Here is a 26724-nt window from a genome sequence, read left to right on the forward strand (position 1 = left end):
GCGTTTCCTGATAAGGCATTTTTGACCTTTTTGATCACTCGAGAAATGATGCGTTGGCTCCTGATAACACAAATATTCAATAATGGCGCGCAATGATATACCGGATGAAAAGTATTTTCTATCTGTTGATATCGCTAGCGCTCGGTATTTTCAAATGATCTTAATGGTGAATTGCTGAATTACGTCTTGTTTAGTTTCCGACAACTTGAATCTCTTGCCACCAGTTGGGTATCTAGCATTATTGATTCAACCGGTTTCTTGGCTAATAAATCCAATAAAGAGCTAACTAGCGCTTTGCCGCCGAGTTGGGTGTCTTGGTGAATTGAACTTAATGCTGGCTGGGTAAATGCGCATACTGAAATATCATCATAACCAACAATGGCAACTTGTTCAGGAATGCTAATCCCTTGTTCATTGAGCGCACGTATCATCCCTAGTGCAATTGTGTCACTCGCTGCCACTATTCCATCAAAGCTAAATTTGTTTTGTTTGAGTAATTCAAGCGTTACTCGATAGGCATCTTCGAAGGTAAAATGTATATCTAGCGCGTCAGGTATATTGAGTTGAGCATGTTTCAATGCATTTTGATAACCTTCAAAGCGCAATCCGGTTTCAAATGAACGCACACCGCAAAACACAATATTTTGACATCCTTGCTCAATCAGATGTTGCGTGGCTAACTCTCCGCCTTTGACATTATCTGTACCTACTGTGACATAGTCATTTCCATTTGACTGAGCGCCCCAGACAACGATTGGGTGTTGCTTATTGATGAGATCATCAAACGCCTCGATGTCGTCGCCTTGTCCAAATACAATCAAGCCATCCGCACGATTCATATTAAAATACTCGTCAAGTGAGGCAGCTTGACCGATGTTATGAGAAACCAACAGCACATCGTATTTATGAATGCGCAACTCTTCGGCGATAACGCCTACAATATTGAGCACAAATGGATCGGTGATAGACTGGTCGAGTTCTGAACTTTTGACGATAACGACAGCGATTGTGTTAGATGTTTTTAAACGAAAGTTACGAGCGGCTGTATTGATTTTAAAGCCGTGGTCTGCTGCTAGCTTTTGAATCTTCTTCCGAGTCTTCTCACTTATTAACGGATTATCGTTAAGTGCTCTTGAAGCTGTCGAACCTGAAACTCCGGCTAATTTGGCCAAATCAGAAAGCGTTCGAACTTTAAATGTCATGTTTATCTCCATTTCACCATAGTCGTTTTAACATCATCACATAATCGTCTATGCATACACATAAATGTGTACCCATTGAAAATACGCTAAATCGAGGTATTTGTTAAATAAAATTGTGAGATGACTGAATAGAAGTGCAATCGATTGCAAAAAGTATCGAAACTCCTTGCAATCGATTGCATTTTTACATATGTTTAACATCGTCAGGTTGGGAGCAACCTTTTTTTAACATGTTGGGCAATTTCTCACACACAGGTATACACAATGAATAACAAACAATTTTTACCAAAATTATTAACCGCAAGTGTCGCTTTGGCATTGACGATGCCAGCGCTAACCATTGCACAAGAAAGCACAGCTGAAAACGAAAAAAAGCAAAAAGATTACGTAGAACAAATTCTAGTAACCGGTAGAGCAAGCGGACAATCTGTACGAAAAGTGGATGCTAGTTATGCATCCACTATTCTCGGTGCTGAAGATATTAAAAAGCTTGCACCAAAAAGTACGGCCGATTTATTTAAAGCAATTCCTGGAGTGTGGTCAGAAAGCTCAGGTGGGGTAGCTGGTGCAAATGTATTTGTACGTGGTTTCCCTGGTGGTGGTGATGCGCCGTTTCTCACCGTGCAGTTGCAAGGCGTACCTGTTTTTGCGCCACCAACACTATCATTTTTAGAAAACTCTTCCTTATTCCGAATTGATGAGACAATTGATTTTATGGATGCTTTGCGTGGCGGTCCAAGCTCGGTGGTTTCTAATGGACAGCCGGGTTTAACGACCAACTTCATGCTCAAAGAAGGTAGCGATACTACCGAAGGCTTAATTAAATACACAACGTCTGATTATGACTTACAACGAGTGGATGCTGTGATCAGTGGTGCAATCGCTGACGATTTATACTTCATGTTGGGTGGTTACGTACAGCAAAGTTCAGGCATTCGTGATGCTGGTTTTGATTCTGAAAAAGGTCATCAGGTCACTCTGAATATTACTAAGGTATTAGATAACGGAAAAATAAACCTGTTTACTCGTATTACCGATGATCATGGCGCTTGGTATTTGCCTACCCCATTAGTGGATGGGGTTGACAATAGTTACACTCAGTTAGGCACACTAAATCGCCAAGGGACCATACAATACGGGCCAGATGGCACCAGTGAGACTTTCGATTTTGGCGAAGGTCGTGGTTGGGATGGTTCAATTTCAGGCGGTAGTATTAATCTTAACTTTAGCAATGGCTGGAGTTTTGTCGACCGTTTTACTTTAACCAAAGGAAATGCTGACACCTTAGGCTTAGTACCTGAAGGAGCCGCTGTTGACTTAGCCAGCGTTGCAGATAACGGTAGCAGTGCTACAGGTGCAGTAACAGGTAACACCTATTCAGGTGACACCATGGTGCAGCAAATTGGCCGTTGGGTGGTACGAAAGGAAATAGAATCATTTACCAATGACCTAGCGTTAACCAAAAAAGGTGATAATTTTGAAGCTACCTTTGGCTATTTCGCGTCAAACTTTTCTGCCAACGATTGGTGGTCAATAGGAAACCAAGCTTATCACGTTGTCACGCCTGGCGGAGAAATGCTAACCGGTATCGAATGTAATGATAACGCCGATAGCTGCAGTTGGAATTATGATATTAACTCCACTGGAGATGGCACGACTACCGCATTATATGCCGCGTTGGAGTATCAATTCAGTGACCAATTTAGCGCGGATATAGGTTTGCGCCGCGAGAATCACGAAATTGAATATACAGTCGATGAAGGGCTCGATGGTGTTATAACCAAAGCCGTACAATATGACGAAAGTGATACCGCGTTGACGGTCGGAGCCAACTGGCAGTTCCAAGACAATATGGGGGTATTTGCGCGTTATAGTGAGGGTAGCAAAATGCCGTATTTTGACGACTTTCGTGATAATTTTGGCGCTTATCAAAATGGCGAAGATTTAATCAAGGATGTGACTCAATTTGAATTGGGCTACAAACTTGCAGCTGAAAACTTCAATCTCTATGCCACAGGTTTCTTTAACGAAGTCAAAGGTGACACTTTTGTTCGCAGACCCGATGCGCCAGTTGAGGTCTTAACTAACGAAGCCTACGGGGTCGAATTAGATGCGGCTTATTACAATGACAGTGGCTTTTCCGTTACGTTAAACGCAACTATCCAGGAAACTGAGATCACCCAAAGTGCGACTAACCAAGGTAACGAAGCTCAGCGACAACCAGGTTGGCAATTGCGCCTCACGCCAAGTTATGAATTCGATATGGGAGACTATTTCGCCAACGTGTATGGTACTTTATCTGCAGTTGATGATCGTTTTGCTAATAACGAAAACAGTGTTGTGCTAGAGGGATATGAAAAACTTGATATTGGTCTGGTTATCAGTAACGTGGATGGATTAAAGTTTGAATTTGCTGTGCAAAATCTCACTGATGAAGATGCATTGACAGAAGGGGACCCGCGTAATCCAACTGCTCCAAATGGTCGCTTTATCATGCCTCGTTCTGCCACATTTAGTGTGAGCTACGAGTTTTATTAAACAACTAGCGATAAGGGGCGTTCAACGTCCCTTTTTAACATTTTTTACGCTTAATAAATATTAAGCTGTTTTTTGCACATCTATGTTTGCCGACTATTGGTGATTTTAATGCCTAGATTTATGACTATATTTGCCATCGCGGCGTGTTATTTTATTTTTGCTATTTTATTAAATAGCGTCGGGACCGTCATTCTTCAATCGATTAACAGTTTTGACATTAGCAAACCTGTCGCAAGCTCTTTGGAAGGATTTAAAGATCTTTCAATCGCGTTTGTTTCTTTTGCCATTGCCGCTTTTGTGCCCAGAGTCGGCTATAAACTGGCGATGATGGCTGCGCTAATTTTAGTCGCCGTTGTTTGTGCTTTAACGCCACTTTATGCCGAGTTTGCGATGATTCAAGTTTTGTTTGCTTGTATCGGAACGGCCTTTGCGCTGATTAAAGTTTCTGTATATAGCATTATCGGCCAGTTATCGGATGATACTAAAGGACATGCTTCATTATTGAACACCATAGAAGGAATATTCATGGTGGGAGTCTTAACTGGTTATTGGGTCTTTAGTGGATTTATTGATGCCAGTGATCCTAGTTCATTAAGTTGGATGAAAGTGTATTACCTATTGGCTGGGTTAATTGCATTTACTGCCTTATCGGTTTTTCTATCACCGATAAAAAAACCAAAAAAATTGAAAGCAAGCAGACCATTAATCGAAGATTTCATGGAAATGATAAGACTCACTTATCGACCATTAGTCCTGGTGTTTGTACTATCCATTTTCTTTTATGTTTTAATTGAACAAGGCATTGGTACTTGGTTGCCAACATTCAATAACGAAATATTACATTTACCCTTAGACGTGAGTATTCAAATTACGAGTATATTTGCGGCAGCTATTGCTATTGGTCGATTATTAGCTGGGCAACTTTTGCGTTTTATTAATTGGTATTGGTTTTTGAACGTATGCTTAGCTGGCATGGCCATACTTATTTTATTGTGTATGCCACTAGCTAATGCCGTGCAAAATGCGCAGCAAATAGCGACTATTTCCAGCGTACTAGATGCACCGTTGGCAGCCTACTTATTACCTATGATTGGATTATTAATGGCGCCTATTTATCCAGTTATTAACTCGGTGATGTTGAGCTCACTTGAAAAAGCACTGCATGCACCTATGACAGGTCTCATTGTTGTATTTTCCGCGTTAGGTGGTACAACCGGTTCAATTATTACCGGTTTTGTATTTGAGTCCTTCGGTGGCCAACGGGCCTTTTATTTATCCTTGATACCGATGTTACTGATTGCGATCACGTTATTTTTATTTCGTCGTTCAGCAGCAAAAATACAGCCCTTGGTAACAAGCACTATTGAGGAAGCAGTATGAGCACCTTAAAATCACAAGACAGACCTCAAGAATTTCATCAAAGTTTGGCTTTTTTTGCTAGCGATCTGTTCCACAAAGTACAAGTTTCCGGCATTTTTCCAGATAGTAAACATTTCGCAGATGCTACTCCAAAAGTGGCTTGGGAAGAGGTTTATCACCAATTCGAGCTGCAGTCCTCGCTGCCCGACTTTTCGCTAATTGAGTTTGTGAACGACAACTTCATTTTACCTAAGCCAATTCAATTGGAGCACCAAACTAAACATAAAACTGTCTGTGCTCATATTGAGGCCTTGTGGTCGGTTCTAATGAAACAACCTGACCAGCAAAGTAAAAATTCGTTGTTACCATTAAACTTTCCTTATTTAGTGCCCGGTGGCCGTTTCCGTGAAATTTACTATTGGGATAGCTATTTTACGGCGCTTGGCTTGATGGTTTCTGGGCGTAAATCACTGGTAAAGTCGATGGTGAAAAACTTTATCCAGTTACAACAAAGTATTGGTTGTATCCCAAATGGAAATCGCAGTTACTATTACAGTCGCTCACAACCCCCAGTTTTAGGCATGATGGTTGACATGTTGTTTGCAACTGAAGAAGAAAATGAGGACCCACAGTTTTTACGCCAATGTGTAGAGGCGATGGAAATAGAATACGCATATTGGATGCAAGGTTCAGAAAAACTGTCTGATTCATTTCAGACAAATCGACATGTACTTAAGATGCCTAATGGCGGTTATTTAAATCGATATTGGGACGAGCAAGCATCTCCAAGGCCTGAATCTTATCGCGAAGACATGCATGCGGCAGCAAATAAACACGGAGATGAGAAGTTACTTTTCTACCGCAACATTCGCGCAGCATGTGAATCTGGATGGGACTTCAGTTCGCGTTGGTTAGCTGACCCACATGATCTTGAAAGTATTCAAACCACGAATATTGTGCCGGTAGATTTAAATTGCCTGATGTATAAGTTAGAAGTCTTGTTAAGTCGCTATTGGCTTAAATTGGGTGAGTCTCAAAAAAGTAGCGAATTTCTACAAAAATCAGACACCCGTAAAGCGACGATCCAAGCCTACTTATGGGATACCGAAAATAGCTATTTCGTGGACTTCAACCTCAAGACTAAAATGCAATCTAATGTACTTTCGTTGGCTGGAGTATTGCCGTTATTTACCGAACTTGCTAGCCAATCGCAAGCCGATGCTGTGGCTCACAGATTAACCAATCAATTTTTATGCGATGGCGGTCTAATTACGACATTATGTCAAAGTGAACAACAGTGGGACGCGCCTAACGGTTGGGCGCCATTGCAGTGGTTTGCGGTGAAAGGTTTGCAACATTATCAGCACCACGCAACAGCGACACACATTATGCAAAAATGGATTGCTACAGTGGAGCACTATTACGATGTACATGGTAGTTTAATGGAAAAATATAATGTGAAAGAAATTGAACATGTCGCTCAAGGCGGGGAGTATGAAGTGCAGCATGGATTTGGCTGGACAAATGGCGTGACTCTGGCGTTTTATCAACTGTTAGAAAAGGCGTCAGCCCAAGCTTGAGTTGCCCAATTTAAAATGGAGTGTTTGTCACTGTGAAACATCGCGTTGGGAACGATAAATCCCAGGTGGCCTAATGCGGCAATTAAGTTAGCTTCCGGTTGATGTAAATCCAATGCTGGTGCGTGATTTTGTTTGCTGAACTTGCGTCCATCTGCAAATGTCACTAATGGCAAATGCAAACAAAGTGGTGGGGTACTCTTTAACGTTTTAAAGAGTGCCCATTGACACGCCGTTGCACTGATCAAATCTTCACCTCTGACAATTTCAGTGACGCCCATATTAATATCATCTACCACAGAAGCGAGGTGATAGGCGTACAACCCATCTTTACGTTTAACTATGAAATCTTCGTTAGTTTCATTGCTATCAACTGCTACAACGCCAAGCCGAATATCCTCAATATGGTCAATCTGAAATTGATTCTTAATTCTTAATGAATAAGGTGGTTCAACATTACTTTTATCTTTGCAAGTACCTTGATAAAAATGGCCTCTCGACTTAATTTGTGCCCGTGTGCATTCACAGCGATAAAGTAGATTTTGCTGCTGTAGCTCATGTAGGATGCGATCGTATGAATCACTATTCTGACTTTGAAATACAACGTCATCGTCCCAAACAAGGGCGTGGGCTTTAAGGGTCGTTTGAATACTGTCTATTGCGCCGGACATAATTCTGGGAGGGTCAATATCATCAATGCGCAACAACCACTTGCCGTTATTGATTCTGGCCTGAAGATAACTCCCTAATGCGGTGACTAAAGAGCCCATGTGTAAAGGACCAGAAGGGCTTGGAGCGAATCGTCCTATATAATCAGAATGACGCATAAACACTTCCCCGAGGTGGAATGGTGACGTGCTCTAGAAACAACAAAAGCCGCAATGTAGCGGCTTCATATTCGCGTGCAAAGGATTAACCTTGCAGTTGCTTTTCTTTTATTTCGGCTAAGGTTTTACAGTCGATACACAAATCAGCTGTTGGTCTAGCTTCCAAACGTCTTACACCAATTTCAATACCGCAGGCATCGCAAAACCCAAAATCATCATCTTCAATTCGCTTCAGCGTTTTTTCAATTTTCTTGATGAGTTTACGTTCACGATCTCGTGTACGAAGTTCTAAACTGAATTCTTCTTCCTGAGCAGCTCGATCAACAGGATCTGGGAAATTAGCCGCTTCATCTTGCATGTGATGCACGGTGCGATCTACTTCTTCACGAAGTTGTGAACGCCAAGCTGACAATATTTTACGGAAGTGCTCAAGTTGAGCATCGTTCATATACTCTTCGCCGTCTTTCTCCTGATATGGAGTCAATCCAGCAAGTGCAATTAATCCTAACGTTTTTTCTTTTCCTGTTGGCATGTGCCAATTCTCCTACACTACGACACAAACGCTGTTTAGCGAATGAGGATATATAGCAGATTGCTATCATCCTAGCAAATTAGGCTCGGTCGAAAATATGTAATTGTTACGCTCATAAAGCGGTAAAAATGGGTGCTAAGTTCACCAATTTTTTTAAATAAAAAACAATGAGCCGTTTTTTACGACTCGCAAACATAGGCTCCTTAGATAAAAAATCAACCTTTTTTTTAAGGTATGAAGCTTACTTGTTGATTTAAATTAACTTTTTCTTCAGAGAATTTGCAGTCATAGGCTAGAATTTGCACACCAGCGTCAATTGCTGCCTGTAAAGTCGCCGCATACTCTGGATCGATATGGTCAGCAACTCTAACATTTTTAATGCCTGTGTGCTGAACGCAAAATAATAGCACAGCGCGTTTTCCAGATTTTACTAGCGCTGTTAATTCACGCAAATGTTTGCTTCCACGTTGGGTTTTCGCGTCGGGAAAATAGCCTTTTCCATCCTCTAGCAAAGTAACAGATTTCACTTCCACAAAACAATCAGTGAGATTATCTGCACTGAGCATAAAATCAATGCGGCTATTCTCTTCACCATATTTAACCTCGGGTTTGATATTTTGATAGTCCTTTAGCTCTTCAATCAAGCCTGCTACTAATGCCTCACCTACAAGTTTGTTAGCGTTATTAGTGTTAACGCCAATCCAATCACCTTGGTTGTTTTTACTTAGCTCCCAGGTGTAGGCGAGTTTTCGCTTAGGGTTATTGGCTGGGCTCAACCACACCTCAAATCCAGCGTCGCCGCAACCAGTCATTGCCCCCGTGTTGGGACAATGCGCAGTAACTGTTGAACCATCAGGTAAGGACACATCTGCTAGGAAACGTTTGTAGCGTTTTATTAATTTACCCTTGATAAGTGGACTGGGGAACAGCATATTACCTCTCATATCATGCGCTGTTAATCGCGTACATTAGTCCATGTCTTAATCTGATGTAACATGGACGACAAAGAAAAAGGAAACCAGTATGTCACATCTTTTAGTCGAACTCAGTTTTCAGCCAGCAAAGGCACATTGGGGAGACAATGCGCTACTTAGTTTTAATGCTGAAACTGCTACTATTCACCTCGACGCTAACGACGCAACTGATACACAGCTTTCTAAAATCGCTGTGGCAGCTCGCAAGCTCGACAGCATGAATTTAACCGGTATCACCTTTACTGGCCAATGGAGTGCTCAGCAACAATGGGCGTTGGCTTTTAGTTATCGCCGTCCAAGAAATCCGGCAGCAATTAACTGGTTAGACAATCAAGACAAAGAAGCGTTAGAGCAACGCTTTGCTGCATTGTGTTTCACTCGAGATCTAGTTAATGAAACACCCGAGCAGCTCCCACCAGAAGAATTGGCTAAACGCAGTAGTGAATGGTTGAGTCAATTAGCCGGTGATAAATTGTCGGTAAAAACCTGGGTAGGCGAAGAGCTTGCAGAAGCAGGCTGGGTTGGCATTTATAATGTGGGACGCGGTAGTGTTCGTCCGCCTGTATTATTGGAAGTTGACTACAACCCAAGCGGTGATGAAAACGCTCCTGTTGCAGCCGCTCTGGTCGGTAAAGGAATTACCTTTGACAGCGGTGGTTACAGCATTAAAAGCAGCGAAGGCATGTTAAGCATGAAATGTGATATGGGTGGTGCTGCCACAGTAACTGGCGCGCTGGGGCTTGCGATCATGCAAGGCTTAGATAAGCGCGTGAAATTATTTTTGTGTTGTGCTGAGAACTTGATAAGCGGTCACGCGTTTAAATTGGGTGACGTTTTAACCTATAAAAATGGTGTAACAGTAGAGATTGTTAATACCGATGCCGAAGGCAGGTTGGTGTTAGCAGATGGATTGATGGCTGCAAGTGAAACCCATGCGCCGCTGATAATTGACGCTGCAACCTTGACAGGTGCTGCTGTGGCGGCCACCGGAGGGGATTACAATGCTGTATTTGCCCTTGATAAACCTGCACTTCAACAATTTATCAAACAATCAGAGCAACAATTCGAGCCGGTTTGGCCGTTACCTCTCGAAGTTTGGCATCAAGACAAATGTTCATCATTTTTTGCAGATACAGCGAATAGCCGTGCTCAAAAGGGCGGTGGTGCTGGTGGCGCTTCGAATGCAGCTGGTTTTCTTTCGCGATTTGTCGGTAATGAAGGCAAAGGATGGATTCACGTGGATTTAGCTGCGGCATATAACGCTAGCGGAACTTCGACAATGCCGGCAGGAGGCAGCGGAATCGGAATTAGAGGCATTGCCCAAGCGCTTTTGGACGCCTAAATTACTGCAATTAGTTATTCTCAACCATAATTAGTAATGGTTGATGCTGGAAACGTCGAACGCGGGCTAAATGCCACCAATGCGTTCGGCAAATTCCTTATACTTTTCTACATCCGTTCTATCAAAAAGTGGTTTTCCTTCACTGTTTTTGTCTTTCGAGATTAATAAGCTTTCTCTTTCAAGACGTTCAACTCTTAACTCTTGAACACCCAAATATTCAGCTACTTCTGCTACTGTCATCAAACTCATGGAGGTTTCCTTGGTCAATCATTTTAACTAAGTAAAGCGTAAAGTTATTATTTTGCTAGTTTCCTATCATGATTAAAGTAAGCTAATAAGTTTAAACCTACAAGTTAAAGAGTTGTTTTTATTCTTGATTCGGTTATGGATAAAACCTGTTTCGGTTTACAATGCCGCAATTTTTAAATTGAGGGAGGTGTCATGGATATATGGTCTGCTGCGGTAATGCTATTTTTGATTATGGATCCGCTGGGTAATCTACCTATATTTATGTCCATTCTAAAATCTATTGAACCGAAACGCCGGCGCAAGGTGTTGGCGCGCGAATTAGTATTATCACTGCTAATAATGTTCGTTTTTCTTTTTAGTGGGCAAGCCGTTCTAGATTTTTTAAATGTTAAACAACAAGCCGTTAGCATTGCCGGTGGGATCATATTGTTTTTGATTGCTATTCGTATGATTTTTCCAAACAAAGGAAAACATGACGATGATGTGTCTGAACAAGAGCCATTTATCGTGCCGTTGGCTATTCCAATGATCGCAGGCCCTTCTTTGTTAGCGGCATTGATATTACTTGCAAACCAAGATCCGTTGCGCATGCTGGATTGGTCATTGGCGCTTTTTTCTGCTTGGGCAATTTCTGCAAGCATATTAATGTTTTCTGGTGTATTTTTTAAGGTACTCGGAGAGCGCGGACTTATAGCTATCGAACGTTTAATGGGGATGATTTTGATCATGTTAGCAATACAAATGTTTCTCGATGGCGTAGGTAATTACTTTTCATTAGGAGTGACGAATTGACCTCAAAATTAAATACATTTCAGAAAGTTCGTGAATTGAACGGTTGGCATGCTGTTGCCTTTGCGGCCACTTTAACGGAACGCATGAAGCCCAATTTTCAGCTGTTTTGTGAGTCGTCTGAATTTGATGATGAAGGTCAATTCCACAAATCATTGGAGTCAGTTTGGCAATGGTTATCCAGAACGGGAGCTAAGATTAATTTTGCTCTGCAATTGGAAAAAATCGAAGATGTGACTCCTGATTCTGCCGATTTTGATAGCTATGGTGTATATCCTGCCATTGATGCGGCTATCTCATTGGCGGCGATCATGTCTTTAATAACCAATGATGAACCACAAGGTGCAGTTATCGTTTCGAAGTTGTCACAAGGAAGCGTTGAAGCATTTGTTGAACTGGTATCTGATGAATCATTGAGCTCTCAAGAAATTAAAGAGCATCCACTAATGCAATGGGAAGTCGCATTTCAAACAGAATTATTAGCGCAAATTAATTCAATGCCAGAAGGTGCAGCAAGCGTTAAAACATTGCGAGAAATGGCAAAGAGTGAAGGTGTTTCTAATATAGGTATTGAAATCACCAGTGCTTAATTTATTTGGAATAATTTACTTGAAACACTTTGGGTTGCTTTTTCTTTGATGCAATGCCAGTTTTCTGGCACCTGAAAGTGTTGATTTTGAGCTTCGCATTCAATATAAACAAGGCAATCAGGTGCAGCTAAATCTAGAGCTTCAATTGTTTCAATAGATTTCGGCACTAATCCTGCGTTAAATGGCGGGTCAATAAAGATTAAATCAAATTTTTCGTCGAGTGTTTTACACAGCTCTAAACTGTTGCCTTGAAGCACTTTCGTTTGCTGCTCGCTTACTTGCAACTTGTCTAAATTATTCTTAATAATTTGCCATGCAGATTTTTCTAACTCCATAAAAACAACCGCACTAGCATGTCTTGAAAGAGCTTCAAAGCCAAGGCTGCCGCTTCCAGCGAACATATCCAAACAGCAACTTTCATTGATATAGGGCATTAACCAATTGAACAGTGTTTCTTTGTTGCGGTCAGTTGTTGGACGTAATCCTTGGGCATCCAAAACAGGTAATTTTCTGCCTCGCCACTTACCACTTATGATGCGGATAGAGCCTGTGGTCGATTTTTGCTTTTTTACGCCTCGCTTCATGAATCCAAGAAATGCTATGATTGTCAAAATTGGACGATAGTGTATACCTTTAGGGGCTTTTCTGCATACTCACTTTTTGAAAAGTAAGGTAACTATCTTAGAACTTTATATCAGTCGAATGTTGTTTGTTATCAAATACAAAACCTCAGACTCACATTATCAAGAGATTTAAATAACGCATGTCTAAATTTTTCCGTTGGTTCAACAAAGATAAAGATGAGAAATCCGATTCAACATCTGGACAAGATGAAGTTAAGCAAAACCAGAGTGAAGAGGCGCACGTTGAGCAAGAAAAGTCACTTCCTGAATCCACCGATGAAATACGTAAAGAGTCGGATTTAGAAGATAGTTTTGCAATTGATTCGGTTCAGGACTCCACAGACTTACCGAAGGTTGTTGACCATACTGTGGTGCCACAAGAAACTATTATAGAGCCAGAGCCAGAGCCAGAGCCAGAGCCAGAGCCAGAGCCAGAGCCAGAGCCAGAGCCAGAGCCAGAGCCAGAGCCAGAGCCAGAGCCAGAGCCAGAGCCAGAGCCAGAGCCAGAGCCAGAGCCAGAGCCAGAGCCAGAGCCAGAGCCAACAGAAGGATTTTTCAGCAAATTAAAGCGCGGTTTATCACGCACTAAGCAGAATTTGGGAAGTGGCTTTGTCAGTCTATTTAAAGGCAAAGTCATTGATGATGAGTTGTTCGAAGAATTAGAAACTCAGTTGCTTGTAGCTGATTTAGGCATGGACACGACCAACCGCATTATTACGGAGTTGACTCAAAGCGCTAACCGCTCGCAGCTCAAAGATGGTGAAGCTTTATATCAACTTTTGAAACAGCAAATGTCGGATATTTTAGCTCAAGCTAGCAAACCTTTGAATATTGAAGCGGCTGAAGGTCCTTTTGTGATTTTAATGGTGGGAGTCAACGGAGTTGGTAAAACGACCACCATTGGCAAGCTTGCCAAACAATTCCAACAGCAAGGTAAAAAAGTTATGCTCGCCGCCGGAGATACCTTCCGTGCAGCCGCAGTTGAGCAGCTTCAGGTCTGGGGGGAAAGAAATAATATCGCCGTAGTTGCCCAACAAACTGGGTCTGATAGCGCATCTGTTATATTTGATGCGTTTCAGTCCGCAAAAGCAAAAAACGTAGATATACTCATTGCAGATACGGCAGGGCGATTACAAAATAAAGATCACTTAATGGAAGAGCTGAAAAAAGTCGTAAGGGTGATGAAAAAAATAAATCCCCAAGCCCCACATGAAATTATGCTCACCATTGATGCGGGTACAGGCCAAAATGCGCTGAGCCAGACTAAATTGTTTGATGAAGCAGTTGGGCTAACTGGTATTACTTTAACCAAATTGGACGGCACCGCCAAAGGCGGCGTAATATTCGCAATAGCAGATAAATTTGATATTCCAATCCGCTATATTGGCGTTGGTGAAGGTATTGATGATTTACGACCATTTGATAGCCAACAGTTTGTCGAAGCATTGTTTCAAGACAATGAAAATTAGACGTAGGTAAAGAAGTGATAAAGTTTGAACAGGTAAGCAAAACTTATCCGGGTGGGCAACAAGCCTTACGCAAAGTAAGTTTCCATATTGAGCCCGGTGAAATGGCATTTCTTACTGGTCACTCAGGTGCGGGAAAAAGTACCTTATTAAAACTTATCAGTATTATGGAGCGTCCAACCGTTGGACAAGTGTTTATTAATGGTCACAACCTAAATAAAATCCATCGTCGTCAAATAGCCTTTATCCGCAGAGATATTGGAATGATTTTTCAAAGTCACCAGTTATTGATGGAAAAGACCGTATTCGACAACGTAGCCCTGCCGTTGGTGATTGAAGGTTATTCACGCAAAGAAACCACTAAGCGCGTGCATGCTGCATTAGAAATGGTTGGTTTACGCGACAAAATTAGAAGTTTACCTATTATGCTCTCTGGTGGTGAGGCTCAGCGTGTGGGCATTGCCAGAGCTGTTGTAAATAAGCCACCACTATTACTGGCTGATGAACCTACCGGTAACCTCGACCCTAAACTATCGATGGAAATCATTCGCTTATTTGAAGATTTTAATCAAGCTGGTGTGTCGGTATTTATTGCGACCCATGATTTAGGCTTAATTGCTAGAATGAAATATCGTTCCTTAACGTTGAAGCAAGGTCAAATGATCACCGATGGTTTAAGTGAAGACTGGGATAGCAGCGAATCTAAGGCGTACGACTTCTAATGAGTATTTTGTTTAAAGGACGTTCACAAGGTGCTCACTCATCCAAAATTGGCATGTTTCAGCGTATCAATATGTTTTTTGTCAGCCATGTTAGGCAAGCATTAGGTAGCTTAGGTGAACTGTGGCGGGCACCTCTTGCGTCAATGATGACAATAGGCGTTCTCGGATTGAGTATTACGTTGCCTAGTACATTTTATATTTTGGTTAAAAATGCTGAATCAATTGCGGAAAATTGGCAACAAGCTTCTGAAATTACCTTATTTTTGCGTAAAGACACACAATCCAAAGATGCCAGTCAATTAGTGACTCGGCTAGGTCTGTGGTCTGAAATTGATTCTGTTACCTATATCCCAGCCGCTGAGGGCTTGATTGAGTTTCAACAACAAAGTGGCCTAGGTGAAGCGTTAAGTTATTTAGATGAAAACCCACTTCCAGATGTGATTCTGGTGAGGCCAACGTCGCAGAATACTGCTCCAACAGCGGCCAAACTGTTGCTTGATAAATTAAATCGAGAGCGCCACGTAGAAGTTGGAAAACTAGATATCAAATGGTTGGAACGCTTACATGGTTTTCTTTCAATTGCTAAAGAACTGATTTATGCAGTAGCACTTTTGTTATTCTTAGCCGTAGTGTTGATTATAGGCAATACCATTCGCCTGAATATATTGAGCAGACGAGACGAGATATTGGTGATGAAGTTAGTGGGAGCAACAGATGCATTTATCCACCGTCCATTTATGTATACAGGTATGTGGTATGGTTTGTTGGGCGGCTTGATGGCTTGGTTTGCCGTGCTTTTACTACTTTGGTGGATGGGCGGTAGCATTGATGCCTTAACCGCTCAATATGCAAAGAATTTTGATTTAACCGGATTGGATGTAACCTCACTGATCGTTATGCTTGGTTTATCTATTTTCCTGGGGCTTGCAGGTTCAATGATATCCGTACATAAACATGTTCGAAGCATTGAACCTAAATAACGCTACCGGCTAGTTTGCAAGAGCTTTTGGGTAGTGTGGTGATATTGATTGACGTATTGTATTGCCCCAAAGCACTGCTTGATTAAAGATATGGTGTAATTGCTTTTGGTCAATTTCCAACGCTTCAGAAATCTTTCTGACTTTCATCCAAGTTGCGCTTTCAAACGCTCTGGCAAGCATGATGTATAAATAAAAGTCGTTTTTGCCTCCGCATAGAGCAAACTTTACTTCATCTACAATGGGCATTTTGTTCACTAATTGCTGCATTTCCTGATCTAACAAAGCGTCTAGTAATGAAAATAAACCCGCCATAAATCCGGTGGGTGGGTTATCCCCAATTCGTCTTTGTTTGGCAATAAGATCACAAAATTTAGCCCGCACTAGCGACATATGCAATAGCTCCATGGGCTTGTCATCTGCTAAGTTAGCCAAGGCTAACAAAGCAATGAATTTTTTGATTTCTACTTCACCCATGTAGTTTAGCGCGTGTTTTAAAGAGGTGATTTTGAAACGTTTATTAATCATTGGGTTGTTAATAAACCGCAGCAACATGTATGACAGCCCTACATCGCGCTCAATGATTTCATTAATTCGTTCAATACCAAAATTTTCGTTCGCCGTTTCGCCTATCAGCTCTACTAGAGACAGTTTATTTACAGGTAGCGGCGCTTGGCTGAAATTAACCGGCTTTGAAAAGAAATAACCTTGGAAATAATCAAAACCCAAATCACCAAAGGAGATAAAGTTTTGCAGCGTATCGACGTTATCTGCTACCAGTTTTACGTTGGCGTTGGTAAAGCGTGGAATTTGTTTTGCTATATTGGGAAACGCATGTTTGAAAGTGTCAATTTTGACAATATCCACCAAACTTAGTAGTTCGCTGCTGGTGGTCAATTTCGGCTCGTTTAAAGCAATCTGAAATCCCATATTATGAATATTCTGGCAGGCTTCAATTAATCCTTGGTCTCCCTCTTCACCTTCAGAAACCTCAACTACGACCGTATTAGGGTCTAAACTATTAGGTAAACCCTTTAATAGTGTTTCGTTGGTAAAATTGATGAATGAGGTTTTTTGACAAGAAATATCATCCAGCGCTAGCTTTAAGTTCGACTGTTGAGGCTTAGAGGGGTCAATGATTTTGTCTGGAAAACAATTATTTTGACCATCTCTAAAAAACAATTCATACGCAAATACTTCTTTTTCCCTGTCTAAGATTGGTTGCCTAGCCACAAAAGCGAACATCAATACACCTTATTATTCCGTTTTTACACAAATGTGTAATTTTCCGATTAGTTACGAATTGAGCGGGTCATTGCTGATCCCCACTTTATAGACTCATTGTAAAAACTATGCAACATGTGTTGATTAAGTTCAAGTTTGGCAGAATGGTGCTTAACACCTTTCCAGTCGCCATATTCAAACGCACGAGCGACAACGAGATAATCCCTGAGCACCGAATTTGTGCCACATAATGCTTGTTTTAAATCATCACTCAGCGGCAATTTTTCCATTAGTTTTTCCATGTTTTGATCTAGCAACGCGTCTAACAGCGAAAATAAACCAACTAAGAAACCCTTTGGTGGATTATCTGCATCTTTTTTAGCGATAGAGATAAGTTCGCAAAATTTTGCTCTAACTAAGGACAAGTGAACTAGCTCTGGTGGCTTTTCGTCGCCTAAATTAGCAATCGCTACTAATGCAATAAACTTTTTAATTTCAACTTCACCCATGTAGTTGATAGCATGGTTTAATGAGTTAATTTTATTGCGTTTATTCATAATCGGGTTGTTGATAAACCGCATCAGCATATAAGAAAGTGAAACGTCTTTTTCAATGATTTGACAAATTTTGGCAAATTCAAATTGTTCGCTAGCACTTTCGCGCATTAGCTCCAATAAATTGAGCTTGGAAGAAGGAATATTTTTCTGTTTTAGCACTTCCGGAATGGTGAAAAAGAAACCTTGAAACAGCTCAAATCCCAACGAACAACACTGTTCAAAGACTTCTCGGCTTTCTACTTTTTCCGCAATTAGGGTAATTTCTGTTTCGCTTAGAGCTGCAATATTGCTTTCGATTTTAGTTAAATCTGAGGTTGAGACATCAATTTTAATAACGCTGATAAAGGGGAAAAGTACGTCCCATTTTGAATTGAAATCGTATTCATCTATTGCAATCTTATAGCCTAATCCGCTGATATGTTGGCATGCTTCCACGAGCTTTTCAGAGACGTCTACATTCCCAGTGATTTCGATCACCACGTTATCTGGATTTAGTGAAGTTGGGAAACGATATAACAGTGTATCCGTATGAAAATTGATAAATGCGGTTTTACCATCTGAAATCTCTTCTACACCTAACGTAAAATGGCTATTTGTAATGAGCTTCGATGTGGCTTCATTTGGTTCAATTTCGGGAAAACAATTGACTTTACCGTCTCGAAAAAGAAGCTCATAGGCGTATACTTGCATTTGAGAGTCGAAAATTGCGTGTCGTGCAATATATGAGAACATTACTGCTGCCTATTTCTTGTTCGAGTTGAATGCATTCTAGCCAATTATAGTGAAGTATTTAAATTTAAATTTATACCTTTATATTTATTTCTATGCCCCCATATAACTCTAATGTCTGTGATATCGACAAATAATTATATGTTTGAGTGAATTATTTATAGGTTTTTGCGGTCTACTTTAATATAGATAATTGGCTTTGTTCATTTGACTTGATAGAATAATGGGCTGAAACGAATAACGAGGTAAACATGAGCACAAATATGCAAGCTATGGTATTAAGCGTTCCTCACAGCGGCAGTATCGAAACTTATATCCAAGCTGTGAGCAGCATTGATATGCTGACTGTGGAAGAAGAGCGCCAACTGGCTGAACGTTTGCAGCGCGATGAAGATATTGAGGCTGCACGAAAGCTGGTAATGTCTCATTTGCGTTTTGTTGTACATATCGCCAAATCATACTCTGGTTATGGTTTACCCCAAGCTGATCTGATTCAAGAAGGCAATATTGGCCTAATGAAGGCAGTGAAAAGGTTTGACCCTACCGTCGGTGTACGTTTGGTGTCTTTTGCTGTGCATTGGATAAAAGCAGAAATTCACGAATTCGTATTGAAAAACTGGCGTATTGTGAAAGTCGCAACAACTAAAGCACAACGTAAATTATTTTTTAACTTACGCAAAAATAAAAAGCGTTTAGGTTGGTTTACTCACGCAGAAGTGCAAAAAGTAGCTGAAGAACTGGGTGTTAGCACAAAAGAAGTGTTGCAAATGGAAGCTCGGATGAGTAGCCAAGACCAAGCGTTTGATTTGTCTGCTGATGATGATGAGAATGGTAGTTTTGCGCCGGTCCAGTTTTTAGAAGATAAAACCACCGATGTTGAAAATGAAGTGATTAACTCGGATTGGGATGCGAATGCAACCAAACGACTACACTCTGCAATCAAAACATTGGACGAGCGTAGCCAACATATCATTCAAACGAGATGGTTGTCTGATGATAAACTGACTCTTCAAGATTTGGCTGATAAATACGAAGTTTCTGCTGAACGAGTTCGACAGATTGAAAAAAATGCAATGAAGAAATTACAATCAGCTATGGTTGCTTAATTTCCAAATCGTGAAATCAAACAAAAAGCGCGAATTAATCGCGCTTTTTTTGTGTTTAATGAATAAGCTTTTTTAAAGCAATAAAGTGGCGTTTGAATTACTCTTCTGCTTTATTTGGTAAAACCCAAAATACCCCTTTAAATTCTGCCACTGGCGATTCACCATCTAAAATGTCGACTTGCAGTTTGATGGCCGTTTTCTTGTTTCTTTCTAATAGCTCGAATTTACCTTCTAATGTTTCAATATTGCATAGAGCTCTAGGCTGCATAGTAATAGGTTTGTGGTAATGAATATCGCCATCACCCAACACTATTTCTCCACTTAAGGCTTTTTCTTTTAGTTTCAAGTGGATCATGCCCCAACCGGTTAGGGTTGCTAGGGAAAATATGCTTCCGGCAAACATAGTACCGTGTAAATTAATATTTTTATTCAATGACGCGCGAGTTTCTAGGGTTTTACCACTGTATTGATAAAGTTGGATGCCCATTTGTTCGCTAATGGGGATAGTTTCGTACCAGGTGTTTTGCAATTCTTGGCACCATTTGGGGTGCAACATAACTTGATTCACATCAGATAATTTTTTAATCATCTGAGAGCGTTTCAATTTACCCATTTCAGTAGGGGCTTCTTTTTCCACCACAAAACCACAAGCTTCAAAAAATTCAATTGAGATTCGGCGGCTATTGGTAACTAGTCGTTTAACACCTTGTTGTCTCGCTACTTCCTCAAGGGCTGAATATATTAATTTTCCTAACCCTTTGCCCTGATAATCTTTAGCTACGGCAATATGTCTAATTTGGGCTTCTTCTTCCATGTTCAAATGTACGCGACCTACGGCAACAATTTTGCCTTTACCATCAACGACCATTCGGTGTTCGCCCACTTGTTCATATTCGTCTTTTTCAGAACCTAAAGGGTGATTCCAAGGCTCACGCAGCATTTCCCAACGGAAATGGAAATAGTCTTCAAGTTGTTTGTCGGTTTTAGGCGTATCAATTCTATACATATAAATAGCGTTCTCTTTTTATGCAGTAAAATCATCGAGTCAAATATGAATAAAACTCAGTCTGCAATCTTTGCCTGCCATACATGATGGCACGTAAAAATGTTCATCATTAAAGCGCAATCGCTTACGTCGCACAATAGAACTGTTAATTTATTTGCAGATGAAACGTGACTGGACCATCATTTACTAGAGATACTTGCATATCTGCGCCAAACTCTCCTGTCTCACAAATAACGCCTTGCTGCTGACAAAATTCAATAAATTGTTGATACATTTGTTTACTTTGATCAGGTGGTGCGGCATTTGAAAATCCAGGACGATTACCTTTTTGTGTATCTGCCACCAAGGTAAATTGCGATACAATCAACATAGCACCACCAAATTGAGAAATATTTAAGTTCATTTTTCCGTCGGAATCACTGAACATTCGCAATTTCAAAATTTTCTCGGCCAGTTTTTTTAAGGTGATCTCAGTATCTGTTTTTTCCACACCTAAGAGTAACAGCATACCCTTATCAATTTTACCTATAGTACTGTTGTTCACGTCTACTTGGGCTTTGGTGACCCGTTGAATTAAAGCAATCACGATTTTTTCTCTTTTAAAAATGTAGCCATTTCGTTAGTGGCGTGGCAAATTGCATCGCTGATTTTAGGATCTGATGCACTATGTCCGGCTTCCGGAACGATTAGTAATTGTCCCGAGCGCCACGCTTTGCTTAATGTAAATGCGTTTTCTAATTTGCAAACTATATCAAAGCGCCCATGGATGATTGTGCCGGGTATGGCGTCTATTTTACTAATATTGTCGATGATCTGATTTTGGCGAATAAAACAATTATGTTTGACATAGTGACATTCCAACATAGCTAAACTGGCAGCACGATGTAAGTTTTGATGGAAGTCATGTTCTCTAATCGAACTATTTAAAACCGATATCCGTTCTTCCCACATACACCAAGATTTAGCCGCATGCATTTTAGTAAGCTCGTCTCCATGTCGAAAGATGTGATAAAAACGGTCGACAATGGATAACTCTGCAGGGCCGTCTTTCACTATTTCAACAAATTCTTCGTAGTGTTCTGGGAAAATCTGGGCTGCGCCACCACTTTTGTCGATAAACCAACTAAAGTCTTCTTCACGAGCCAAAAATGCACCGCGCAAAATAATCGCTGAGACAGTGTCAGGTTTGTCGATTGCGTTGAGTAATGCCAGCGTCGTTCCCCATGAGCCGCCACACAGCATCCATTTATCAATACCCAAATGCTGGCGAATTTGTTCAATATCCTCAAGAATATGAGACGTGGTGTTGTGCTCTAGCTTTGCAAATGGTGTGGATTGGCCACAGCCGCGTTGATCGAAGCCAATGATTCTATATAGCTCAGGATTAAAAAAGCTTCGGTACATAGGCGATAAGCCTGCTCCTGGGCCACCGTGAAGGTACAACACTGGAATACCATTCGGATTACCAGATTGTTCAAGATAGATGTTGTGTCCATCACCTACATCGAGCATCTCTGTTTGATAGGTTTTAATTGCTGGATATAGTTGGCTCATAAACTCCGCTTTTGTTTGTTTATTGATTCCATTTGTTTTAATTTAGCACTTTATCAACAAAATTTAAGTGATCTAACCTGAATTTAGGTTAACTATTAAACTAAAACTCGATATTGGAGGCAAAAATGGCAGGACAAGGATCAGGTGGTAACGTAATCGCTGCGATTTGTAATATCTTTTTCCCCGGCTTAGGACAACTAGTACAAGGTCGAATTTTGGCGGCACTTATATTCGCCATCTTATTTTTTGGTGGTGCGGCGCTATGGTTTTTGATTGTACCAGCAATCATCGCTGGAATAGTCTATATTTGGGCTATTATTGACGCAGCAAAATATAAGGGTCCATAGCAATGAAGCAGTTCTTAATTGTCATGCTTAGTTTAGCCATGTTTGGTTGTCAAAGTGCTTATTATGCCGCGTGGGAGAAGCTAGGTGTTGAAAAACGCGACATACTGGTAGATCGAGTAGAAGAAGCTAAAGACTCACAAGAAGAAGCGCAGGAGCAGTTTGCATCTGCATTGGATGAGTTTAGCCAGTTAATTAACTTTGATGGTGGCGAATTACAAGACGTTTACGATGATCTAAACAGTCAGTTTGAAGCAAGTCAGGAAGCTGCCAGCAATGTTAGCAACCGTATCAATAAAGTGGAAAGCGTTGCCGAAGCACTATTTGATGAATGGTCAGAAGAGTTAGACAAGTACTCAAATGCCAATCTAAGACGCGAAAGCGAACGACAATTAAGAGATACACAAAGGCGTTATAAATCTTTAATTGCCACGATGCGCAAGGCGGAGTCCAAAATGGCACCGGTTTTATCTGCTTTGCAAGATAATGTGTTATATCTAAAACATAACTTAAATGCGAGTGCTGTGGGTGCCTTGCAAGGTGAGTTTAACGTTATCAAAAAAGACATTGATGTATTGATAAAAGAAATGAATTCTGCGATTAAGCAGTCGAACGAATTTATTTCAAGTATTCAGTCCTGATCGAAATAGGGGGCTTAGCCCCTTATTTTTTTACCTGTTCTTATTTTTGACGCTAATTTCTTCTTCCTCATCATCATCATCTTTTGGCATCAGGTTTCGTTCTTCGCCAGTATCTTCTTCCGGCAATAGTCGCTCTAAAGCGCGCGTGAACTCTGCTCCGACAAGCACTAAAATCCAACTTAAATACACCCAGACAAAAAGTATTGGCACCACGGCAATCGCGCCATAAATAACTTGATAGGAAGGGAAGTTTTCAACATATAAAGAAAACATCTTTTTAGATAGCTCGAACATGGAGGCAGCTAAGATAGCGCCTGCTAACGCATGTTTGTAACTGATTTGTTTGTTTGGAACGACCATATAAAGAATGAAAAAGGCGATGACAGAGGTTAAGAATGGCACTACTTTTAGCATCAACGTGCTAAAGCCAGGCGTATACTCATCGGCATAGTTTGCTAAACCCACCAAATACGAGCTCACCAACACACTTACTCCAATCAATAACGGTGCGAGGGTAAGAACCATCCAATAAATGGCAAAGGTATATATTCTCGGGCGTTCGCTCTTCGCCTGCCAAATTCGATTTAGGGTCTTATCGACGTTTGATATTAGGGCGAGGGCGACAATAACGAGGAACACTATGCTAACCGCTCCCATTTTAGAAGCGTTGTTAACAAATTCTGTCATGTGTTTTTGCAACACATCCCCTGATGTGGGAATGAAATTACTGAACACAAATTGTTCCAAGTGATACCTGACTTCTGAAAATGCTGGAAATGCAGATAAAATGCTGAAAAACACCACGATGAAAGGTACGAGAGAGAGTAGAGAAACATAGGCCAAATGGCCGGCCGATACGGCAATATTATCTTGCTGGCAATGATGCACCACATTGCGCAAAACAACATACACATGCCCAAAAAAGGCCTTGGTTTTTGAAACCCAAGGAAACTGTGTCATATGATCCTCTAAATAACGTTACGCATACCTCAGTCTATCCGTTTTGAGCGCGAACTCCTAATAAATGACAAATCGCGTAACTTAATTCACTTCTATTTAAGGTATAAAAATGAAAATCTCTAATTCCCTCTTTGGCCAAAACCTTTACGGTATCCATAGCGATGCTCGCACCAAGAAGGTTACGTGTGGTTTGATCTTCTTGATCTAATCCGTCATACATTTTATGCAGCCAATTGGGCACATGCACATTAGTAAAACCGGCAAAGCGTTTTAAGGTTTGATAATTAGTGACAGGCAAGATTCCAGGAACAATATCTAAATCGATACCTGCCGCCGCCGCACGGTCACGAAAACGTAAAAATACTTCAGCGTCAAAAAAGAACTGGCTAATTGCTTGGGTTGCTCCGGCTTCCGCTTTGCGTTTCAAGTTGAGCAAGTCAAATTGGGCATTGGGTGCTTCGGGATGCTTTTCGGGATAGGCCGCAACGGAAATATCAAAGTCGGCTACGTCTTTTAACAAGGCGACTAAGTCAGCAGCATACATCTCTGTGTTGTTTGTCCCTGGCGGCAAGTCTCCGCGCAACGCGACTATACGTCGAATACCAGATTGCCAATAATCTTTTGCAATTTGAATCAACTCTTCACGGCCAGCGTCAACACAGGTTAAATGAGGAACTGCGGCTACTCCGGTTTCATTCTGAATTCGCTTAACCACGTCGTGGGTGCGATCCCTTTCGCCACTATTTGCGCCGTAAGTAACAGACATATACGCAGGTTTCAATGGCGCTAAACGCTCTACTGATTTCCAAAGTGTTTGTTCCATTTGCTCCGTCTTAGGCGGAAAAAATTCAAAAGAAACATTGATACCGCTTAATTCAGACAGCGACTGATTTAGTGACTCAATACCTTGTGCGTAAGAGACCATGCTGTACTCCAATGAGAAAAATTAAAACTATCGCAATCCATACTCGTTTTACACATTTTAGTTAAGGATTGGTCTTAGCCGTTTAGACGTCTAAACTAAACTGAGAATGATAAGCCGTCAAGATGTTTAGACATCTAATACACTTGAGGTTAGACTTTCCTCTTATAAGAAAGATTAAAGAGCAACAGTATGGCAAAGTGGAACGGAAAATATATACATCCCTACGCTGAACACGGCAAAAAAAGTGAACTTGTAAAAAAGGTCACTGTATCGATACCACTTAAGGTATTAAAAGTGTTAACCGATGAAAGAACTCGTCGTCAGGTAAATAATCTGCGACATGCAACCAACTCAGAACTTTTATGCGAAGCATTTTTGCATGCGTTTACTGGCCAACCGCTGCCAGATGACGAGGATTTGCGCAAAGATAATCCCAATCGGATTCCCACCGAAGCAAGAGAGTTAATGGAAGCTATGGGGTTAGAAGTTAAAGAGATAGATGATTGATAACGAATTAGCATTCTCGCATCTATGCTATGCTTAAATATGCAGCAACACTGCATTGTAAATTCCCAGTCTTGGTGCAAAAATAGCCAGAACTCTAATGAATTTCATTATTTATTCATCTTTATGCGATAGCCTTATTCTGGCAGGCTCATTGCATTAAGTATTTAATAGCGAATAGCACATTCAATCAATTATATAACGCCTTTTGAGGATTAGTTAACATGGTAAAAACACCGCGTATCCCCCGAAATACAATGAATGATCATAGTCTAGAGTGGGCCCAAAAGCGCCGTGAATACCTAACAGAGCAAACGGGCACGGAATTGCCCCATACTGGACATTTTTCCATTGATCCTGAGGCGTTGCCTGGAAATATTGAAAACTTTATTGGTGTGGTACAAATGCCTGTTGGTATTGCGGGCCCTCTGCAAGTTAATGGCGAATACGCAAATGGCCTATTTCATGTGCCCCTAGCGACCACCGAAGGTACTTTGGTGGCGAGTTATAGTCGTGGTATGCGAGTCATAAACGAATGTGGAGGAGTCAATACCACTGTCGTTGAACAGTTTATGCAACGCGCTCCAGCGTTTATTTTTGCCAATGCCCGTGAAGCGCGAGAATTTGGTAAGTGGGTTGAAGAACATTTTTTTGAAATTAAAGCGGCAGCAGAAACAACTACCAGTATCGGTAAGCTTGAACACATTATGCAATGGTCAGTGTCTAAAACTCGCTATCTGCGCTTTAATTACACTACCGGTGATGCCGCTGGTCAAAACATGGTGGGTAAGGCAACTTTGGCTGCTTGTGAGTGGATTGTCGCAAATTATCCAGAACACTGTGAATATCTATTATCGGGCAACATGGACACGGATAAAAAGCATTCACATTTAAACATGCTGCATTCTCGTGGTAAGCGAGTCATTGCTGAAATTGTGTTGAAAAAAGATGTGCTTAAAAAAATAATGAAAGTAGATACTAAAATGTTAGCTAGAGCTACCGTGCTGGCTAACACTGGTGCTTTGATGGCCGGCGCAGCCTATAACGGCCCTCATTCTGCTAATGGTATCGCGTCATTATTTATTGCTACCGGACAAGATGAAGCTAACGTTGTTGAGTCGCATGCGGGTTTATTGTCACATGAGTTATTAGATAACGGTGATTTTTACTTATCAGTTACGTTACCTTCGTTAATTGTGGCAACTTATGGTGGTGGAACCGGGCTGCCCACTCAAAAAGAGTGTTTGGAGTTAATGGGTTGCTACGGCACGGGTAAAGCTAATAAATTTGCAGAAATTGTCGCTGCAACAGTACTAGCAGGTGATATTTCTCTAGCTTGTGCTGTGATTGGGGGACATTGGGTAAGTAGTCACGACAAGTTCGGTCGAAACAGAGATTAGTAATACA

27 protein-coding genes are annotated in these 26724 nt (G+C 41.1%); 14 read left to right on the forward strand and 13 right to left on the reverse strand.

The window, feature by feature from the left end:
• Positions 1-179 precede the first annotated feature (179 nt).
• Positions 180-1202 (reverse strand): LacI family DNA-binding transcriptional regulator, encoded by a 1023-nt coding sequence (locus tag GLIP_RS19575; RefSeq protein ID WP_008846447.1) that lies wholly within the window; start codon positions 1200-1202, stop codon positions 180-182.
• 264 nt (positions 1203-1466) lie between these two features.
• Here GLIP_RS19575 and GLIP_RS19580 point away from each other — a divergent pair, with 264 nt between their 5' ends.
• The 3 genes from GLIP_RS19580 (at position 1467) to treF (ending at position 6679) form a co-directional block, all read left to right on the forward strand.
• On the forward strand, positions 1467-3740 hold the full coding sequence (locus tag GLIP_RS19580; protein ID WP_008846448.1) for a TonB-dependent receptor: 2274 nt from the start codon (positions 1467-1469) through the stop codon (positions 3738-3740).
• A 108-nt stretch (positions 3741-3848) separates the two neighbouring features.
• Positions 3849-5120: an MFS transporter gene (locus tag GLIP_RS19585; protein ID WP_008846449.1), complete on the forward strand. Its 1272-nt coding sequence runs from the start codon at positions 3849-3851 to the stop codon at positions 5118-5120.
• A complete protein-coding gene (gene treF / locus GLIP_RS19590; protein WP_008846450.1) occupies positions 5117-6679 on the forward strand; it encodes an alpha,alpha-trehalase TreF in 1563 nt (520 codons plus the stop codon). The genes GLIP_RS19585 and treF overlap by 4 nt, the downstream gene beginning before the upstream one ends.
• Here the strand turns inward: treF and gluQRS are convergent.
• From gluQRS to sfsA, 3 genes are all read right to left on the reverse strand, one after another.
• Positions 6646-7503 (reverse strand): tRNA glutamyl-Q(34) synthetase GluQRS, encoded by an 858-nt coding sequence (gene gluQRS / locus GLIP_RS19595; protein WP_008846451.1) that lies wholly within the window; start codon positions 7501-7503, stop codon positions 6646-6648. The genes treF and gluQRS overlap by 34 nt on opposite strands.
• An 85-nt stretch (positions 7504-7588) precedes the next feature.
• Positions 7589-8035, reverse strand: coding sequence for an RNA polymerase-binding protein DksA (gene dksA, locus GLIP_RS19600; RefSeq protein WP_008846452.1), 447 nt, complete (start codon positions 8033-8035; stop codon positions 7589-7591).
• 227 nt (positions 8036-8262) lie between these two features.
• Positions 8263-8967: a DNA/RNA nuclease SfsA gene (gene sfsA, locus GLIP_RS19605; protein WP_008846453.1), complete on the reverse strand. Its 705-nt coding sequence runs from the start codon at positions 8965-8967 to the stop codon at positions 8263-8265.
• 91 nt (positions 8968-9058) lie between these two features.
• Here sfsA and pepB point away from each other — a divergent pair, with 91 nt between their 5' ends.
• On the forward strand, positions 9059-10351 hold the full coding sequence (pepB, locus tag GLIP_RS19610; RefSeq protein ID WP_008846454.1) for an aminopeptidase PepB: 1293 nt from the start codon (positions 9059-9061) through the stop codon (positions 10349-10351).
• A gap of 66 nt (positions 10352-10417) precedes the next feature.
• Here the strand turns inward: pepB and GLIP_RS19615 are convergent, their stop codons facing one another.
• Positions 10418-10600 (reverse strand): hypothetical protein, encoded by a 183-nt coding sequence (locus tag GLIP_RS19615; RefSeq protein ID WP_008846455.1) that lies wholly within the window; start codon positions 10598-10600, stop codon positions 10418-10420.
• A gap of 192 nt (positions 10601-10792) precedes the next feature.
• On the opposite strand from GLIP_RS19615, the gene GLIP_RS19620 reads away from it, so the two are divergent.
• Positions 10793-11392 (forward strand): YhgN family NAAT transporter, encoded by a 600-nt coding sequence (locus GLIP_RS19620; RefSeq protein WP_008846456.1) that lies wholly within the window; start codon positions 10793-10795, stop codon positions 11390-11392.
• Positions 11389-11979, forward strand: a complete 591-nt coding sequence (locus tag GLIP_RS19625) for a YjaG family protein (protein WP_008846457.1) — start codon at positions 11389-11391, stop codon at positions 11977-11979. Before GLIP_RS19620 ends, GLIP_RS19625 begins: the two co-directional genes overlap by 4 nt.
• Here the strand turns inward: GLIP_RS19625 and rsmD are convergent.
• Entirely contained in the window at positions 11976-12563 is a 588-nt protein-coding gene (rsmD, locus tag GLIP_RS19630; RefSeq protein WP_008846458.1) for a 16S rRNA (guanine(966)-N(2))-methyltransferase RsmD, read from the reverse strand. The two genes, GLIP_RS19625 and rsmD, sit on opposite strands and share 4 nt — an antisense overlap.
• Positions 12564-12742: 179 nt before the next feature.
• Here rsmD and ftsY point away from each other — a divergent pair, with 179 nt between their 5' ends.
• From ftsY to ftsX, 3 genes are read left to right on the forward strand one after another with little or no spacing between them, the layout of a single operon-like run.
• The gene (gene ftsY / locus GLIP_RS19635) at positions 12743-14071 is read left to right on the forward strand and encodes a signal recognition particle-docking protein FtsY (RefSeq protein ID WP_008846459.1); all 1329 of its coding nucleotides are present in this window, start codon (positions 12743-12745) and stop codon (positions 14069-14071) included.
• A gap of 14 nt (positions 14072-14085) precedes the next feature.
• Positions 14086-14790, forward strand: coding sequence for a cell division ATP-binding protein FtsE (gene ftsE / locus GLIP_RS19640; RefSeq protein ID WP_008846460.1), 705 nt, complete (start codon positions 14086-14088; stop codon positions 14788-14790).
• Entirely contained in the window at positions 14790-15770 is a 981-nt protein-coding gene (ftsX, locus tag GLIP_RS19645; protein ID WP_008846461.1) for a permease-like cell division protein FtsX, read from the forward strand. The genes ftsE and ftsX overlap by 1 nt, the downstream gene beginning before the upstream one ends.
• Before the next feature lie 9 nt (positions 15771-15779).
• On the opposite strand, the gene GLIP_RS19650 is transcribed toward ftsX, so the two are convergent.
• Positions 15780-17012: an EAL and HDOD domain-containing protein gene (locus GLIP_RS19650; RefSeq protein WP_008846462.1), complete on the reverse strand. Its 1233-nt coding sequence runs from the start codon at positions 17010-17012 to the stop codon at positions 15780-15782.
• A 47-nt stretch (positions 17013-17059) separates the two neighbouring features.
• A complete protein-coding gene (locus GLIP_RS19655) occupies positions 17060-18280 on the reverse strand; it encodes an EAL and HDOD domain-containing protein (RefSeq protein ID WP_008846463.1) in 1221 nt (406 codons plus the stop codon).
• Between the two features lie 248 nt (positions 18281-18528).
• On the opposite strand from GLIP_RS19655, the gene rpoH reads away from it, so the two are divergent.
• The gene (rpoH, locus tag GLIP_RS19660; RefSeq protein WP_008846464.1) at positions 18529-19383 is read left to right on the forward strand and encodes an RNA polymerase sigma factor RpoH; all 855 of its coding nucleotides are present in this window, start codon (positions 18529-18531) and stop codon (positions 19381-19383) included.
• 97 nt (positions 19384-19480) lie between these two features.
• On the opposite strand, the gene GLIP_RS19665 is transcribed toward rpoH, so the two are convergent.
• The 3 genes from GLIP_RS19665 to pip form a co-directional block, all read right to left on the reverse strand.
• Positions 19481-20389 carry a bifunctional GNAT family N-acetyltransferase/hotdog fold thioesterase gene (locus GLIP_RS19665; RefSeq protein ID WP_008846465.1) on the reverse strand — a complete coding sequence of 303 codons (909 nt, stop codon included), beginning with the start codon at positions 20387-20389 and terminating at the stop codon, positions 19481-19483.
• Positions 20390-20534: 145 nt separating this feature from the next.
• Positions 20535-20975, reverse strand: coding sequence for a D-aminoacyl-tRNA deacylase (dtd, locus tag GLIP_RS19670; protein ID WP_008846466.1), 441 nt, complete (start codon positions 20973-20975; stop codon positions 20535-20537).
• Positions 20972-21943: a prolyl aminopeptidase gene (gene pip, locus GLIP_RS19675; RefSeq protein WP_008846467.1), complete on the reverse strand. Its 972-nt coding sequence runs from the start codon at positions 21941-21943 to the stop codon at positions 20972-20974. The genes dtd and pip overlap by 4 nt, the downstream gene beginning before the upstream one ends.
• A 125-nt stretch (positions 21944-22068) precedes the next feature.
• On the opposite strand from pip, the gene GLIP_RS19680 reads away from it, so the two are divergent.
• Positions 22069-22290, forward strand: coding sequence for a hypothetical protein (locus GLIP_RS19680; RefSeq protein ID WP_008846468.1), 222 nt, complete (start codon positions 22069-22071; stop codon positions 22288-22290).
• A 2-nt stretch (positions 22291-22292) separates the two neighbouring features.
• Positions 22293-22928 carry a DUF2959 domain-containing protein gene (locus tag GLIP_RS19685; protein ID WP_008846469.1) on the forward strand — a complete coding sequence of 212 codons (636 nt, stop codon included), beginning with the start codon at positions 22293-22295 and terminating at the stop codon, positions 22926-22928.
• A 30-nt stretch (positions 22929-22958) separates the two neighbouring features.
• Here the strand turns inward: GLIP_RS19685 and GLIP_RS19690 are convergent, their stop codons facing one another.
• Both GLIP_RS19690 and metF read right to left on the reverse strand, forming a co-directional pair.
• Entirely contained in the window at positions 22959-23888 is a 930-nt protein-coding gene (locus GLIP_RS19690) for a virulence factor BrkB family protein (RefSeq protein ID WP_008846470.1), read from the reverse strand.
• Between the two features lie 34 nt (positions 23889-23922).
• Positions 23923-24813, reverse strand: coding sequence for a methylenetetrahydrofolate reductase (metF, locus tag GLIP_RS19695; protein ID WP_008846471.1), 891 nt, complete (start codon positions 24811-24813; stop codon positions 23923-23925).
• A 189-nt stretch (positions 24814-25002) separates the two neighbouring features.
• Between metF and metJ the strand changes: the two genes are divergently transcribed.
• Positions 25003-25320, forward strand: coding sequence for a met regulon transcriptional regulator MetJ (gene metJ, locus GLIP_RS19700; protein WP_008846472.1), 318 nt, complete (start codon positions 25003-25005; stop codon positions 25318-25320).
• Between the two features lie 221 nt (positions 25321-25541).
• A complete protein-coding gene (locus tag GLIP_RS19705; protein WP_008846473.1) occupies positions 25542-26717 on the forward strand; it encodes a hydroxymethylglutaryl-CoA reductase in 1176 nt (391 codons plus the stop codon).
• Positions 26718-26724 lie beyond the last annotated feature (7 nt).

The sequence above is a fragment of the Aliiglaciecola lipolytica E3 genome (assembly GCF_000314975.1).
GTDB classification, from domain to species: Bacteria; Pseudomonadota; Gammaproteobacteria; order Enterobacterales; family Alteromonadaceae; genus Aliiglaciecola; species Aliiglaciecola lipolytica.